The organism is Legionella tucsonensis, assembly GCF_001468035.1.
Classification (GTDB): Bacteria; Pseudomonadota; Gammaproteobacteria; order Legionellales; family Legionellaceae; genus Legionella; species Legionella tucsonensis.
This window is the reverse complement of sequence record NZ_LNZA01000005.1, coordinates 1-15,278: the sequence shown is the minus strand read 5'-3', so window position 1 is coordinate 15,278 and position 15,278 is coordinate 1. Positions and strand designations below refer to the sequence as shown.

Below are 15,278 nucleotides of genomic sequence, written 5' to 3'. Positions count from 1 at the left end.
AAGGTTTGCGTTTCGCAATTCGGGAAGGTGGCCGTACTGTTGGCGCCGGTGTTGTCGCTAAAATTATTGAATAGTAGAGTTAAGTTGTGTTGGCATGAGTTTATCAGCTCATGCCAATTAATAATTTAGGCCAGTAGCTCAATTGGCAGAGTGGCGGTCTCCAAAACCGCAGGTTGGGGGTTCGATTCCCTCCTGGCCTGCCAACATACAAGTGAATATGAAAAGTTCGAACGAAAATCAAAGTAATGGCAAAGATCTATTTTCATGGATGGCTGTAGTTCTTATAACTGCAGTGGCATTTACTTGCACATACTACTATACATTTTCGGGCCCAATCCTCTCAATAATATGGCTTATGTGGTTATTATTGACTTTATTTTTTGGCTATCTGACATCTGCAGGTAAACAAGTTTTTAAATTTGCTCAAGAGTCAAAAGTTGAATTGTTAAAAGTCGTTTGGCCAACTCGCCAAGAGACGATACAGACAACAACCATTGTTATTGTTATGGTTGCAGTAACCGGATTTATACTCTGGGGGGTCGATTCAGTAATGATGTGGGCAATTGCTAAAATAACGCATTTAGGGTGAATTCGGTGGAAGAACACAAATCGAAACAGTGGTACGTTGTACATGCCTATTCAGGTTATGAGAATTTCGTTATGCGCGAAATCAAGTCCCGAGCTCAACATCACAATTTAGAAGATAAAATTGGTGAAGTTGTTGTACCTTCAGAAGAAGTGATTGAAATGCGCTCGGGCCAAAAGCGCAAAAGTACACGTAAATTTTTTCCTGGCTATGTATTGGTGAACATGGTTATGGATGATCAAACATGGCATATGATTAGAGCGATACCAAGAGTTTTAGGCTTTATTGGTGGAACAAGCCAAACTCCTACACCTATTACTGATAAAGAAGCTCGTGCAATTATGCAACGCGTTGAAGATGGTGTCACTAAACCAAGACCTAAGATCCTATTTGAACCAGGCGAAGTGGTTCGAGTTAAAGAAGGTCCTTTTGTTGACTTTAATGGTGTAGTAGAAGAAGTCAATTATGAGAAAAATAGATTAAGAGTAGCTGTTTTAATTTTTGGACGATCTACTCCAGTAGAACTTGAATTTAGTCAAGTAGAGAAAACTTAGTTCGCTAAGGTGCCCTAATAACTCTTTTAAATATCGAATTTAACTAAAGAGTTTGGGCTTATTTTTTTGTAGAAAAGGGGAGCCAGAAATAAAAGGAAAGTTATTCATACTTTCTCTAAAATCCGGTGCTTGACCCATGAGGAGTAAAATATGGCAAAAAAAGTAGAAGCTTATATTAAGTTACAAATTCCAGCAGGTAAAGCAAACCCAAGTCCACCTGTAGGTCCAGCTTTGGGTCAACGCGGTGTTAACATTATGGAATTCTGTAAAGCGTTTAACGCAGCAACACAACAGATGGAGCAAGGGTTACCTACTCCAGTTGTAATTACTGTGTATAGTGATCGTAGTTTTACCTTTGTTACTAAAACTCCACCCGCTTCTGTTCTTCTGAAAAAAGCTGCAGGTATTCAAAGTGGAAGTGGTACACCCAACACTAAAAAAGTGGCCAAGCTTAACGTGAGACAACTCGAGGAAATTGCGAAGATCAAAGAACCTGATTTAACAGCAGCAAGTTTATCGGCAGCAGTTAGAAGTATTGCAGGTACTGCGCGCAGTATGGGTATTGACGTTGAAGGTTTAGAGTAAGGGGTATGCCATGGCAAGAGTATCTAAGAAGCAAAAGAAGATTATAGAGACAATTAAGTCAAATCATTTATATAGCGCGACTGAAGCAATTAGCCTGTTAAAACAATTTGCTTCAACTAAATTTCGTGAAAGTTTAGATATAAGTGTTAATTTGGGTGTTGATCCTCGTAAATCTGATCAAGTTGTGCGTTCATCAACTAACCTACCTAAAGGTACCGGAAAAGTAGTACGTGTGGCTGTATTTGCACAAGGTGATAATGCCACCAAAGCTAAAGATGCAGGTGCGGATATTGTAGGATTTGAAGATTTGGCTGAGAAAATCAAAAGTGGCGTAATGGACTTCGATGTTGTTATTGCTACACCCGATGCAATGCGCATTGTTGGACAGCTAGGTCAGATTTTAGGTCCAAGAGGCCTAATGCCAAATCCAAAGGTTGGAACAGTTACTACCAATGTTGAAGCAGCAGTAAAAGATGCAAAATCAGGACAGGTACGCTACAGAACTGATAAGAATGGTATTATTCATTGCTCTGTCGGTAAAGTAGATTTTACTGCTGAAGACGTCATTGAAAACATAGTTGCTTTAATTAATGATCTTAAGAAAGCAAAACCTACTTCGGCTAAAGGTCAATACTTAAAGAAAATCTCTTTATCTACAACTATGGGCCCTGGCATAGCTATTGATATTTCGTCAATACCTGTGTAATATAATGACCCATTTTTAAGAATTCACGGCATAGATTTGGTTCCATGCCGTCGAAGACCGCAGGTGCTAACGCTTAATTTCCTGCGCAGACGGTGAACCGGCTCCAATTTTAAAAGAGACGGCCACCATAACTGGCAAATCCTTGTGATTTGTATAATTAGGAGGTCAGTAACGTGACATTAAATTTAGCTGAAAAAAAAGCTGTTGTTGAAGAAGTGACTGAGGTCGCCTCAAAAGCTATTTCGGCAGTGGTTGCTGATTATCGTGGTTTAACCGTTAATCAAATGACGCAATTGCGTAGCGAAGCACGCAAATCCGGTGTTTATCTTCGTGTTGTTAGAAACACATTAACACGAAGAGCTTTTAAAAATACTGAATTTGAATGCTTGAATGACTTGCTTGTAGGCCCGTTGTTCATTGCATTATCGCTGGAAGCACCTAGTGATGCTGCAAGACTACTAAAAGAATTCACTAAGACATTTGAAAAACTTGAGATTAAAGCACTATCCGTAGGCGGAAAAGTATATAAAGCAAATCAGATTGATGCTGTTGCTAGCTTACCGACTCGTGATGAAGCAATTGCCAAGTTGATGTATGTGATGAAAGCGCCAATTGAGAAATTTGTCAGAACTCTTGCTGAGCCACATGCTAAATTAGTAAGAACCTTAGCAGCAGTAAAAGATAAGAAGATAGGTTAAATCTCATTTAATCATTAAATTAATTTTAAATCAGGAGCTAGTAATGGCTGTGTCAAAAAATGATATTTTAGAAACCATAGCAAACATGTCTGTTATGGAAGTTGTTGAATTAATCGAAGCAATGGAAGAGAAATTTAATGTTTCTGCTGCCGCTGCTGCTGTTGCAGTTGCTGCTCCAGCTGCTGGTGCTGCTGCCGCTGCTGAAGAACAAACAGAGTTTACTGTTGTTATGAGCAGTTTCGGTGCAAATAAAGTTAACGTAATTAAAGCAGTTCGTGGTATTACTGGCCTCGGCTTGAAAGAAGCTAAGGACTTAGTAGAAGGTGCTCCTTCAACAATTAAAGAAGGTGTATCTAAAGATGAAGCTGCTAACATCAAGAAAGAACTTGAAGAAGCTGGTGCTTCAGTAGAAGTTAAATAATAAAGTTATATCAGTGAGATAGGACCCAGCCATGGTTTCATGGCTGGGTTTACGTGTTTGAAGTCATCAATAATTTACAGAGGAAACACCATGGCCGTTGCAGAAGCTAAACCTCAATATTCGCATGCTGAGAAAAAACGATTTCGCAAAAGCTTTGGTAATCAGGCCGATAAAATGGCAATACCAAATCTGCTTGAAATTCAACTTAAATCCTATAGGGATTTTCTTCAGGCTGATAGTAAGTCAAACGAACAATTTAATACAGGATTGCATGCTGCATTTTCTTCTGTATTTCCGATTGAAAGCTTTTCTGGCAATGCACGACTAGAATATGTTAGTTATAAATTAGGCGAACCAGCGTTTGATGTTCGTGAATGCAAATTAAGAGGCTTAACCTATTCTGCGCCATTAAGGGTCAAAATCAGACTTGTTGTACTTGATAAGGACGCAAGCGAAGATCCTAAACCAATCAAAGACATCAGAGAACAAGATGTTTTTATGGGTGAAATCCCTTTAATGACAGATGTTGGTACATTTGTGGTAAATGGTACTGAGAGAGTAGTTGTTTCTCAATTGCATCGATCCCCTGGTGTGATATTTGAGCATGATAAGGGTAAAACTCATTCATCGGGCAAGCTATTGTATTCTGCACGTATTATACCCTACCGCGGCTCGTGGTTAGATTTTGAATTTGATCCAAAAGATTGTGTTTATGTCCGAATTGATAGAAGACGTAAGTTACCCGTAAGTATTTTATTAAGAGCCTTAGGATACGAAACAGAAGACGTCTTGAGTGAATTCTTTGAAATGACAAGTTGTCATCTTAAAAATGGTGAATATCACATTGATTTAATTCCTCAACGACTTCGAGGTGAAATTGCTTCGTTTGATATTCTTGTTCCTGAAACAGGTGAGCTTATTGTAGAACAAGGCAGAAGAATTACTGCTCGTCATATTAAACAAATGGAAAAAGCTCAGATGAAAGATCTGATTGTTCCACGCGACTACTTAATAGGCAAAACATTAGCAAAAACTATCATAGACACTTCTACTGGGGAGTTTATCGCGCAAGCAAATGACGAAGTAACTGATGAGTCCCTTGATCTAATGGCGTCCAATGGAATTCATGAGTTTGACATGATTTACACCAATGACTTGGATCATGGTTCTTATATATCAGATACCTTAAAAATTGATCCTACATCAAGCCAGTTAGAGGCGCTAGTTGAAATTTATCGTATGATGCGACCCGGAGAACCACCAACTAAAGAAGCAGCTGAGGCTTTATTTAAAAATTTATTCTTTGTTGATGAGCGGTATGATTTATCAGCAGTTGGTAGAATGAAATTTAATCGTCGTGTCGGTAGAAAAAATGATGATGGCCCAAGTACTTTGACTAAAGAAGATATATTGGATGTTATCAAAACACTAATCGATATAAGAAATGGTATTGGTATGGTGGATGATATTGACCACCTAGGTAACAGAAGGGTTCGCAGTGTTGGTGAAATGACAGAAAACCAATTTAGAGTTGGTCTTGTACGTGTTGAAAGGGCTGTAAAAGAACGTCTAAGCTTGGTTGAGTCTGAAAATCTGATGCCACAGGATTTAATTAATGCAAAACCAGTTTCTGCTGCAATTAAAGAATTTTTTGGTTCAAGTCAATTATCCCAATTTATGGACCAAGTTAATCCATTATCTGGTGTCACACACAAACGTCGGGTTTCAGCGTTGGGTCCAGGTGGTTTAACACGTGAACGGGCTGGCTTTGAAGTTCGTGACGTTCATACCACGCACTATGGACGCGTTTGCCCTATTGAAACACCAGAAGGTCCAAACATTGGTTTGATTAATTCATTATCTGTTTATGCAAGAACAAATGATTATGGATTTATTGAAACTCCATGCCGCAAAGTAATTAATGGTCGTGTGACTGATGAGATTGAATATTTGTCAGCTATTGAAGAAGTTGATCAGTATATTGCACAATCAAGTGTAACTCTTGATAAGAACGGAAACATTCTTGCAGATCTCGTTCCTTGTAGACATCAAAATGAATTTTCATTAACTACACCTGATAATATTAACTACATGGATATTTCACCTAAGCAGATCGTTTCTGTAGCTGCTTCTCTAATTCCATTTTTGGAGCATGATGATGCGAACCGTGCTTTGATGGGTTCAAATATGCAACGTCAAGCAGTGCCAACTTTACGTTCTGAAAAACCGCTGGTAGGTACAGGAATGGAACGTATTGTTGCTTCTGATTCAGGAGTTTCTGTAGTTGCTAAACGCGGTGGAGTAATTGATCTTGTTGATGCATCGCGAATTGTTGTTCGAGTGAATGATGACGAGACAACAGCGGGTGAAACTGGCGTTGATATTTACAACCTGACTAAGTATTTCCGCTCAAACCAAGATACATGTATTAATCAACGTCCAATTGTTAATACTGGCGATATGATTCAAAAAGGAGACATCTTGGCTGATGGTCCTTGTACTGATATGGGTGAGTTAGCGCTAGGCCAAAATCTATTGGTCGCCTTTATGCCTTGGAATGGATATAACTTTGAGGACTCTATCCTTATATCAGAACGTATCGTACAAGATGATCGATTTACAACGATTCACATTGAAGAGTTAACTTGTATTGCACGTGATACTAAATTAGGTACTGAAGAAATTACTGCTGATATTCCAAATGTTGGTGAATCAGCACTTTCTAACCTGGATGAAGCTGGGGTGGTTTATATCGGTGCGGAAGTTAAAGCAGGCGATATTCTGGTTGGAAAAGTTACTCCTAAAGGTGAAACGCAACTGACACCCGAAGAGAAGTTGCTGCGTGCAATTTTTGGTGAAAAGGCTTCTGATGTTAAAGACTCTTCATTACGTGTTCCCTCAGGAATGAACGGTACAGTTATTGATGTTCAAGTATTTACGCGTGATGGCTTAGAAAAAGATGCGCGTGCTAAAAGTATTGAAGAAGAACATCTAGCTCGAGTTCGTAAGGACTTAGTTGATGAGCGACGTATTCGTGAGGAAGATATATACCATCGCGTGGCTAACATTGTAAACGATAAGGTAGCAACAGGTGGTCCAGGAAATCTGAAACCAGGAACTAAAATAAACCAAGAGTATCTTGATAAAATAGGTAGAGAGAAATGGTTTGATATTCGTCTCGAAAACGATGTAATTAGCCAGCAATTAGAACAACTTTCAAAACAACTTGAACTGTTGTCTAAAGAAATGGAAAAGCGGTTCAATGATAGTCGTAAGAAAATAATTCAAGGTGATGATTTAGCTCCTGGTGTGTTAAAAATTGTTAAGGTATATCTTGCAGTGAAGAGACGTATTCAGCCAGGTGATAAAATGGCTGGTCGACACGGAAACAAAGGGGTTATTTCTATTGTGGTTCCGGTTGAAGACATGCCACATATGGAAGATGGAACAGCTGTGGATATTGTTCTTAATCCATTGGGTGTACCTTCACGGATGAATATTGGACAAGTGTTGGAAACTCATCTTGGTTTAGCTGCAAAAGGCTTGGGAAATATAATTGCTCAGATGCTTGATTCAAAACAGAATACAGCTGAAATCAGATCGTTTTTAAATAAGATATACAACCATGATGATGTACAAAGAGTACATCTAGATTGTCTGAATGATGAAGAGTTACTCAGATTGGCAGATAATCTAAGAGCCGGTGTACCGATGGCAACACCTGTTTTTGATGGTGCTTCTGAAGAAGAAATAAAAAGCATGCTGCAGCTAGCAAATTTGTCTTCTGATGGTAAAACCTTCTTGATTGATGGTAGAACTGGAAGCAAATTTGATAACCCAGTAACTGTAGGTTACATGTATATGTTGAAACTAAACCATTTAGTTGATGATAAGATGCATGCTCGCTCAACTGGTTCATACAGCCTTGTAACGCAACAACCACTGGGTGGTAAGGCACAGTTTGGTGGCCAACGCTTTGGAGAGATGGAAGTATGGGCTCTCGAAGCTTATGGTGCAGCTTATACATTACAGGAAATGTTGACTGTGAAATCAGATGACGTTGGAGGTAGAACAAAAATCTACAAAAATATTGTCGATGGCGATCATCGTATGGATCCAGGAATGCCTGAATCTTTCAATGTGTTGTTGAAAGAAATTCGTGCACTTGGAATAGATATTGAACTCGAACACGATTAACTTTTTCAGCGATACATACTGATTAACAAATTTTTGGAGGCATAGACTTGAGTACTCTAAACGACGATCCAATGAATGAACCAATGAGAAAAGCACCTGTAATGAGTGATTTACTCGGCATCCTTAAGCAACAGGGACAAAGTGAAGAGTTTGACGCAATTAAGATTGCGTTAGCCTCTCCAGAACTAATTCGTTCATGGTCATATGGTGAAGTAAAAAAACCGGAAACAATTAATTACCGAACATTTAAACCTGAGCGAGACGGTTTATTTTGTGCCAAAACATTTGGTCCAGTAAAAGATTATGAGTGCTTATGTGGTAAGTACAAGCGACTCAAACATCGCGGAGTTATCTGCGAAAAATGTGGTGTAGAGCTTGCACTGGCTAAAGTACGTCGTGAGCGAATGGGACATATTGAACTTGCAAGTCCAGTTGCACACATCTGGTTCTTGAAGTCATTACCTTCTCGGATTGGTTTATTACTTGACATGACGTTACGAGACATTGAACGTGTTCTTTATTTTGAAGCGTTTGTTGTCGTCGATCCAGGGATGACGGAGCTTGAGCGAGGCCAGTTGCTGAATGATGAAGTATATCTTGATGCAATGGAACAGTATGGTGATGAGTTTGACGCACGAATGGGTGCTGAGGCAATTCGTGATTTGCTTCGTCAAGTAGATTTGGAAGAAGAAATCAAGAATTTACGTGAAGAATTACCAACAACAAACTCTGAAACAAAAATAAAGAAAATCACGAAGAGATTAAAACTGCTTGAAGCGTTTTATGACTCTGGTAATAAGCCAGAGTGGATGGTCATGGATGTATTACCTGTTCTACCGCCTGATTTAAGACCTTTAGTTCCTTTAGATGGAGGACGTTTTGCTACATCTGACTTGAATGATTTGTATCGACGTGTTATTAACCGAAATAATCGTTTGAAACGTCTTCTCGATCTGAACGCACCTGATATTATTGTGCGTAATGAAAAGAGAATGCTACAGGAATCAGTTGATGCCCTGCTGGATAATGGACGTCGTGGCCGTGCGATTACAGGTACAAATAAGAGGCCTCTCAAATCCTTAGCGGATATGATTAAAGGAAAGCAAGGTAGATTCCGCCAAAACTTGCTAGGTAAGCGTGTAGATTATTCAGGACGTTCAGTAATTGTGGTTGGTCCGACTTTGAAGTTACATCAATGCGGTCTTCCAAAAAAAATGGCTCTTGAGTTATTTAAACCATTTATATTCAGCAAGCTTGAATTTAGAGGGTTAGCTACAACAATTAAAGCTGCCAAAAAAATGGTAGAGCGTGAAGAGTCGGTCGTTTGGGATATTTTAGATGATGTTATTCGTGAACATCCTATCCTTTTAAACCGTGCACCTACATTACATAGACTAGGTATTCAGGCATTTGAACCTGTGTTGATTGAAGGTAAAGCGATACAACTGCATCCTTTAGTTTGTACTGCATATAACGCAGATTTCGATGGGGACCAAATGGCTGTTCACGTTCCGTTGACTTTAGAAGCACAATTAGAAGCTCGCTCGCTAATGATGTCTACCAATAATATCTTATCGCCTGCGAGTGGTGAGCCAATTATTGTTCCCAGTCAAGACGTTGTACTAGGATTATATTATTTAACTCGAGAAAAGGTTAATGCATTAGGTGAAGGGAAGATTTTTGTCAGCGCCCAGGAAGCACAGAATTTTTACGAATCAGGACATCTTGATATTCATGCAAAAATTAAAATCCGTATGCCTAAGGAAGATGGAGAGGGACATCATCTGGTAGAAACTACAGTTGGTCGAGCTATTCTTGCTGAGGTTCTTCCTAAAGGTATGACTTTTGCAACAATAAACCGTACCATGACCAAGAAAGTAATTTCGAAAGTTATTGATAGTTGCTATAGAAATTTTGGTTTGAAGGAAACTGTAATTTTTGCTGATAAGCTCATGTACACCGGCTTTAAGTATGCGACACGTTCTGGCGTATCAATTGGTATTGAAGATATGGAAATACCTGATGATAAATCCAATATTATTGAACATGCTGATAATGAAGTTCGTGAAATTGAATCACAATTCCGTTCAGGCTTGGTAACCAATGGCGAACGTTACAACAAAGTAATTGATATTTGGTCCAGAACAAATGAATTAGTTGCTAAATCTATGATGAGCAAAATAGCAACTGAAGAAGCTCGTGATGCAAAAGGTAATCTTGTCAGACAAGAATCATTTAACCCAATTTTCATGATGGCTGACTCAGGTGCTAGGGGTTCTGCAGCGCAAATCAGACAGCTTGCAGGTATGCGTGGATTGATGGCTGCACCAGATGGCTCGATTATCGAAACACCAATTACCGCTAATTTCCGTGAAGGTTTGAATGTATTCCAGTACTTTATTTCAACTCACGGTGCGAGAAAAGGTCTGGCAGATACCGCGTTAAAAACAGCTAACTCAGGTTACTTAACACGGCGTTTAGTCGATGTAGCGCAAGACGTCGTAATTACCGAAGATGATTGTGGTGTTGACACTGGTATTCTAATGCAACCTCTGATTGAAGGTGGAGATATCGTTGAGCCTTTACATGAGCGCGTATTAGGACGAGTAGTTGCTTCAGATGTTTACATACCTAACCAAAGTGAGCCTGTGGTTACTGCAGGGACATTATTGGATGAAGAGTGGGTAGAAAAACTGGAAAAACAAGGCGTGGATCAAATCATGGTTCGTTCACCGATTACTTGCCAAACACGATTTGGATTATGTGCTAAGTGCTATGGTCGTGATTTGGCAAGAGGTCACCTTGTTAATACTGGCGAAGCGGTAGGTATCATTGCTGCTCAATCAATTGGTGAGCCTGGAACGCAGTTAACAATGCGTACCTTCCATATCGGGGGAGCAGCATCAAGAGCAACAGCGGCAAATAATATCCAGATTAAAACTAAAGGGGTTATTCGTTTACATAATATTAAAACAGTAACACATGAAAATAAAAATCTGGTTGCTGTATCGCGCTCCGGTGAGGTAACGATTGTTGATGAGTTTGGTCGTGAACGTGAACGTTATAAGCTACCTTATGGTGCTGTAATTTCCGTGCAAGATAATTCACCAGTGGATGCTGGACAAGTTATTGCTACTTGGGATCCTCATACTCACCCAGTTATTTCTGAGGTAAGTGGTTATCTGAAATTTGTAGACTTAATCGATGGTATTACCATGAATCGACAGACCGATGAATTAACCGGTTTGAGCAATATTGTAATTATCGATGCAAAACAACGCAGTGCCGCGGGTCGCGATTTGCGTCCAATGGTAAAACTAGTTACTGAAAATGGCGAAGATATTTATCTTGCTGGTACTAATGTTCCTGCCCAATATTATCTGCCTGTAGACGCGATTGTTAATTTTGAAGACGGTAGTCATGTGGGAATTGGGGATGTTATTGCCCGTATCCCTCAAGAGCGTTCCAAAACTCGCGATATTACAGGGGGTTTGCCAAGAGTAGCTGATTTATTTGAAGCACGTAAACCTAAAGACTCAGCAGTTATGGCTGAAGTTTCGGGAATGGTTAGTTTTGGTAAGGAAACAAAGGGTAAGAGAAGATTGCTTATTAATATTTCTGAAGATCAATGTCATGAAGAATTGATACCGAAATGGAGGCACATTTCTGTCTTCGAAGGCGAACATGTTGAGCGCGGTGAGATTATCGCTGAAGGTGCACTCAATCCGCATGATATATTACGTCTATTGGGTGTAGGTGCATTAGCGAATTACATCGTAAATGAGGTACAGGATGTATATCGTTTACAAGGTGTAAAAATTAATGACAAACATATTGAAGTAATCGTACGACAAATGCTACGTAAACGTATTATTACTTTTGCGGGGGATTCAAAGTTCTTGGTAGGTGAGCAAGTAGAGGAAAGCATTTTATTGCAAGAAAATGACAAACTTATTGCTGAAGATAAACAAATTGCGCGAGGGACACCTATATTGTTGGGTATTACAAAGGCTTCTTTGGCAACTGAATCATTTATCTCCGCTGCTTCGTTCCAAGAAACAACAAGAGTACTAACTGAAGCTGCTGTAAGTGGTAAAGTTGATGATTTACGTGGGTTAAAAGAAAACGTGATGGTTGGACGCCTGATTCCTGCAGGAACAGGTTATGCTTATCATCAAGGCCGTAAGGCAAAAAGAGCTAAGGCTGCAGCCGGTGAGCACCCAGTGCATACTGTTACTGCAAGTGATGTTGAACATGCGTTAAGTGAAGCATTAAACGCAGACAATCAAGAACACTAGTTCGGATTCGAAAAACGGCAGATTAAACTTGACAAATCTGCCGTAGCTATATAGAATCCGGCCTCCTTATGCATTCGAAATAATCAAAAGAGACAGATCGGAGTTAAGTATAAATGGCTACTATTAATCAGTTAGTAAGAAAGCCTCGTGTGGACGTAAAGAAGAAAAGTAACGTACCAGCACTGGAATCATGTCCACAAAGACGCGGTGTTTGTACACGCGTTTACACTACTACACCTAAAAAACCTAACTCAGCTATGCGTAAGGTTGCTCGTGTACGTTTAACCAATGGATTTGAGGTTTCATCATATATTGGTGGAGAAGGCCACAACCTGCAGGAACACTCAGTTGTTCTAATTAGAGGTGGCCGTGTTAAAGATTTACCTGGTGTGCGTTATCACACGGTACGAGGTAGCTTAGACACATCAGGTGTTAATGATCGTAAACAAGGTCGTTCAAAATACGGTACTAAAAAGCCAAAAGATAAAAAATAACTGATTGTAGGAAATTGAAATGCCTAGAAGAAGAGAAGTCCCTAAAAGAGAAATTTTGCCAGATCCTAAACATCATAGTGAACTGCTAGCAAAGTTTATTAACGTTTTAATGGTCAGTGGTAAAAAGTCTACTGCTGAAAAAATAATATACGGTGCTTTATCTGTTTTAGAAGAGCGCGTAAAGAAGCTTAAAAAGACAGATGAAGAAGAAGGTGAATCAGGTTCTACAAGTGGTTCAGCAACTGTTCTTCGTTACTTCGAAAATGCTTTAGATAATGTTCGCCCAAGCGTAGAAGTTCGTTCGCGTCGAGTTGGCGGTGCTACATATCAAGTTCCAGTTGAAGTAAGAACAGATCGCAGCATTGCATTGGGAATGCGCTGGATTGTTCAAGCTGCACGTACTCGTGGTGAAAAAGGTATGATGTTACGCTTGGCTGGAGAGCTGATGGACGCCTACGAAAGTAAAGGTTCTGCAGTGAAAAAGCGTGAAGATACGCATAAAATGGCAAAAGCTAACCAGGCGTTTGCACATTTTAGATGGAATTAAGAGAGAGGGTAATCCGTGTCTACTCCATTAAAACTATATAGAAACATAGGAATTGCAGCCCACGTTGATGCTGGAAAAACTACAACAACAGAGCGTGTACTGTATTATACTGGTATGTCTCATAAAATTGGTGAAGTTCATGACGGCGCTGCAACAATGGACTGGATGGTTCAGGAGCAAGAGCGCGGCATTACCATTACCTCAGCAGCAACAACTTGCTACTGGCCTGGCATGGACAAGCAATTTGAACCCCACCGTATCAATATTATTGATACCCCAGGACACGTTGACTTCATGATTGAGGTTGAGCGTTCATTGCGTGTACTCGACGGTGCTGTAGTTGTGTTTGATTCAGTATCTGGTGTAGAACCACAATCAGAGACTGTTTGGCGTCAAGCAAATAAATACGGCGTACCGCGTATAGTATTTGTTAATAAGATGGATAGGATGGGTGCAAACTTTCTTCGTGTAGTGACCCAAATTAAGCAAAGATTGGGTTCAAATCCTGTCGTTGTTCAACTACCTATTGGCGCAGAAGAAGAGTTTAAAGGTGTTATTGACCTCATTAAAATGAAAGCAATTCATTGGGATGAAGAAAATAAGGGCATGACATTCCAATATAAAGAAGTACCTGAGGATCTCAAGAGTCAATGCGAAGAATATCGTGCACTACTTGTTGAGGCCGCTGCAGAAGCAACCGAAGAACTGATGGAAAAATATCTTGAAGGTGAAGAGCTTACCGAAGAAGAAATCAAAAAAGCACTTCGTCAATTAACAATATGTAACAAGATTGTTCCTGTTTTTTGTGGCTCAGCCTTTAAAAATAAAGGTGTACAAGCAGTTTTAGATGGCGTAATTGAATATCTGCCTTCTCCATCTGATATTCCTGATGTTCAAGGTGTGGATGAGGATGGTGAACCCGCTTCTCGTGAAACAAGTTATGATGCACCATTTTCAGCTTTGGCATTTAAAATTGCTACTGACCCATTTGTTGGAACTTTAACTTACTTTAGAGCATACTCAGGTATTTTGAAGAGTGGTGATACAGTTTACAACTCAGTGAAGGCAAAAAGAGAGCGTATAGGTCGTTTGTTACAGATGCACGCCAATTCACGTGAAGAAATTAAAGAAGTAAGGGCAGGAGATATTGCTGCTGCTGTTGGACTAAAAACGGTAACAACAGGTGATACCTTATGTGATACAGATAGTGTTGTCATCCTTGAAAGAATGGACTTCCCAGATCCTGTAATTGCAGTTGCTGTTGAACCAAAAACTAAAGCAGACCAAGAAAAGATGGGGATTGCTCTTGGTAAATTAGCTCAAGAAGACCCATCATTCAGAGTTCATACAGATGAAGAATCAGGACAAACGATTATTGAAGGTATGGGTGAACTTCATCTAGAAATTATTGTTGACCGCATGAAACGCGAGTTTAATGTGGAAGCCAATGTAGGTAAGCCTCAAGTTGCTTATCGTGAAACACTGAAACAAAAAGTGGAACAAGAAGGTAAATTTGTTAGACAATCTGGTGGACGCGGTCAATTTGGGCATGTGTGGTTAAAAATTGAACCTCAAGAGCCTGGAAAAGGCTATGAGTTTATCAATGAAATTGTTGGTGGTGTTATCCCTAAAGAATACATTCCAGCTGTTGATAAGGGGATTCAAGAGCAAATGCAAAATGGCGTTATTGCTGGATATCCAGTAGTAGACGTTAAAGTAACTTTATTTGATGGTTCATTCCATGAAGTAGACTCTAGTGAAATGGCGTTCAAAATTGCTGGCTCAATGGGTTTCAAACAAGGTGCATTAAAAGCCAAACCGGTTTTACTTGAACCAATTATGAGTGTTGAAGTAGTTACTCCTGAAGACTACATGGGCGATGTTATGGGCGACCTTAATAGACGCCGTGGTCTTGTACAGGGTATGGAAGATTCTCCAGCAGGAAAAATTGTTAGAGCTGAAGTACCACTTGCAGAGATGTTTGGTTATTCGACCGATTTACGTTCTGCTACCCAAGGAAGAGCAACATATACTATGGAATTTTCTAAGTATGCTGAAGCTCCAAATAACATTGCTGAAGCAATTATTAAGAAACAATAAAAAGTTAAAACGAGGTTATTGAAATGGCGAAGGAAAAATTTGAACGTAAGAAGCCACACGTAAATGTGGGGACGATTGGTCACGTAGACCAC

Annotated in this window: 13 protein-coding genes and 1 tRNA gene; all 14 read left to right on the top strand. The window is 39.7% G+C overall.

Annotated elements, in window-relative coordinates; all coding sequences use genetic code 11:
* The coding region (locus Ltuc_RS15130) for an EF-Tu C-terminal domain-related protein (protein ID WP_202814033.1) at window positions 1-74 on the top strand (74 nt) is incomplete at its 5' end.
* 53 nt (window positions 75-127) lie between these two features.
* Window positions 128-203 (top strand) — tRNA-Trp (locus tag Ltuc_RS12655).
* A 14-nt stretch (window positions 204-217) separates the two neighbouring features.
* Entirely contained in the window at window positions 218-589 is a 372-nt protein-coding gene (gene secE, locus Ltuc_RS12650) for a preprotein translocase subunit SecE (RefSeq protein WP_058521729.1), read from the top strand.
* Window positions 590-594: 5 nt separating this feature from the next.
* Window positions 595-1,140, top strand: coding sequence for a transcription termination/antitermination protein NusG (gene nusG, locus Ltuc_RS12645; RefSeq protein ID WP_058459055.1), 546 nt, complete (start codon window positions 595-597; stop codon window positions 1,138-1,140).
* Window positions 1,141-1,290: 150 nt separating this feature from the next.
* The gene (gene rplK, locus Ltuc_RS12640; protein WP_058521727.1) at window positions 1,291-1,725 is read left to right on the top strand and encodes a 50S ribosomal protein L11; all 435 of its coding nucleotides are present in this window, start codon (window positions 1,291-1,293) and stop codon (window positions 1,723-1,725) included.
* Between the two features lie 10 nt (window positions 1,726-1,735).
* A complete protein-coding gene (gene rplA / locus Ltuc_RS12635; RefSeq protein ID WP_058521726.1) occupies window positions 1,736-2,431 on the top strand; it encodes a 50S ribosomal protein L1 in 696 nt (231 codons plus the stop codon).
* A 173-nt stretch (window positions 2,432-2,604) separates the two neighbouring features.
* Entirely contained in the window at window positions 2,605-3,129 is a 525-nt protein-coding gene (rplJ, locus tag Ltuc_RS12630) for a 50S ribosomal protein L10 (protein ID WP_058521725.1), read from the top strand.
* A 43-nt stretch (window positions 3,130-3,172) separates the two neighbouring features.
* Window positions 3,173-3,550 carry a 50S ribosomal protein L7/L12 gene (gene rplL, locus Ltuc_RS12625; RefSeq protein ID WP_058521724.1) on the top strand — a complete coding sequence of 126 codons (378 nt, stop codon included), beginning with the start codon at window positions 3,173-3,175 and terminating at the stop codon, window positions 3,548-3,550.
* A gap of 90 nt (window positions 3,551-3,640) precedes the next feature.
* Window positions 3,641-7,747: a DNA-directed RNA polymerase subunit beta gene (gene rpoB / locus Ltuc_RS12620; protein WP_058521723.1), complete on the top strand. Its 4,107-nt coding sequence runs from the start codon at window positions 3,641-3,643 to the stop codon at window positions 7,745-7,747.
* A gap of 101 nt (window positions 7,748-7,848) precedes the next feature.
* Entirely contained in the window at window positions 7,849-12,045 is a 4,197-nt protein-coding gene (rpoC, locus tag Ltuc_RS12615; protein WP_058521728.1) for a DNA-directed RNA polymerase subunit beta', read from the top strand.
* A 113-nt stretch (window positions 12,046-12,158) separates the two neighbouring features.
* Window positions 12,159-12,539 (top strand): 30S ribosomal protein S12, encoded by a 381-nt coding sequence (gene rpsL / locus Ltuc_RS12610; RefSeq protein ID WP_010654837.1) that lies wholly within the window; start codon window positions 12,159-12,161, stop codon window positions 12,537-12,539.
* A 19-nt stretch (window positions 12,540-12,558) separates the two neighbouring features.
* Complete coding sequence (gene rpsG / locus Ltuc_RS12605) at window positions 12,559-13,086, top strand: 30S ribosomal protein S7 (protein WP_058521722.1); 528 nt, start codon at window positions 12,559-12,561, stop codon at window positions 13,084-13,086.
* A gap of 15 nt (window positions 13,087-13,101) precedes the next feature.
* The gene (gene fusA / locus Ltuc_RS12600) at window positions 13,102-15,186 is read left to right on the top strand and encodes an elongation factor G (RefSeq protein WP_058521721.1); all 2,085 of its coding nucleotides are present in this window, start codon (window positions 13,102-13,104) and stop codon (window positions 15,184-15,186) included.
* Between the two features lie 23 nt (window positions 15,187-15,209).
* Window positions 15,210-15,278, top strand: a 69-nt coding sequence (locus tag Ltuc_RS15905; protein ID WP_232322316.1) for a hypothetical protein, incomplete at its 3' end; no start/stop codon positions are given.

What these genes read in the sequence shown, in the direction of transcription:
- secE (WP_058521729.1), top strand. Translation starts at nt 218, where the DNA reads ATGAAAAGTTCGAACGAAAATCAAAGTAATGGCAAAGATCTATTTTCA.
- rplK (WP_058521727.1), top strand. Translation starts at nt 1,291, where the DNA reads ATGGCAAAAAAAGTAGAAGCTTATATTAAGTTACAAATTCCAGCAGGT.
- rplA (WP_058521726.1), top strand. Translation starts at nt 1,736, where the DNA reads ATGGCAAGAGTATCTAAGAAGCAAAAGAAGATTATAGAGACAATTAAG.
- rplL (WP_058521724.1), top strand. Translation starts at nt 3,173, where the DNA reads ATGGCTGTGTCAAAAAATGATATTTTAGAAACCATAGCAAACATGTCT.
- rpoB (WP_058521723.1), top strand. Translation starts at nt 3,641, where the DNA reads ATGGCCGTTGCAGAAGCTAAACCTCAATATTCGCATGCTGAGAAAAAA.
- rpoC (WP_058521728.1), top strand. Translation starts at nt 7,849, where the DNA reads ATGAGTGATTTACTCGGCATCCTTAAGCAACAGGGACAAAGTGAAGAG.
- rpsL (WP_010654837.1), top strand. Translation starts at nt 12,159, where the DNA reads ATGGCTACTATTAATCAGTTAGTAAGAAAGCCTCGTGTGGACGTAAAG.
- rpsG (WP_058521722.1), top strand. Translation starts at nt 12,559, where the DNA reads ATGCCTAGAAGAAGAGAAGTCCCTAAAAGAGAAATTTTGCCAGATCCT.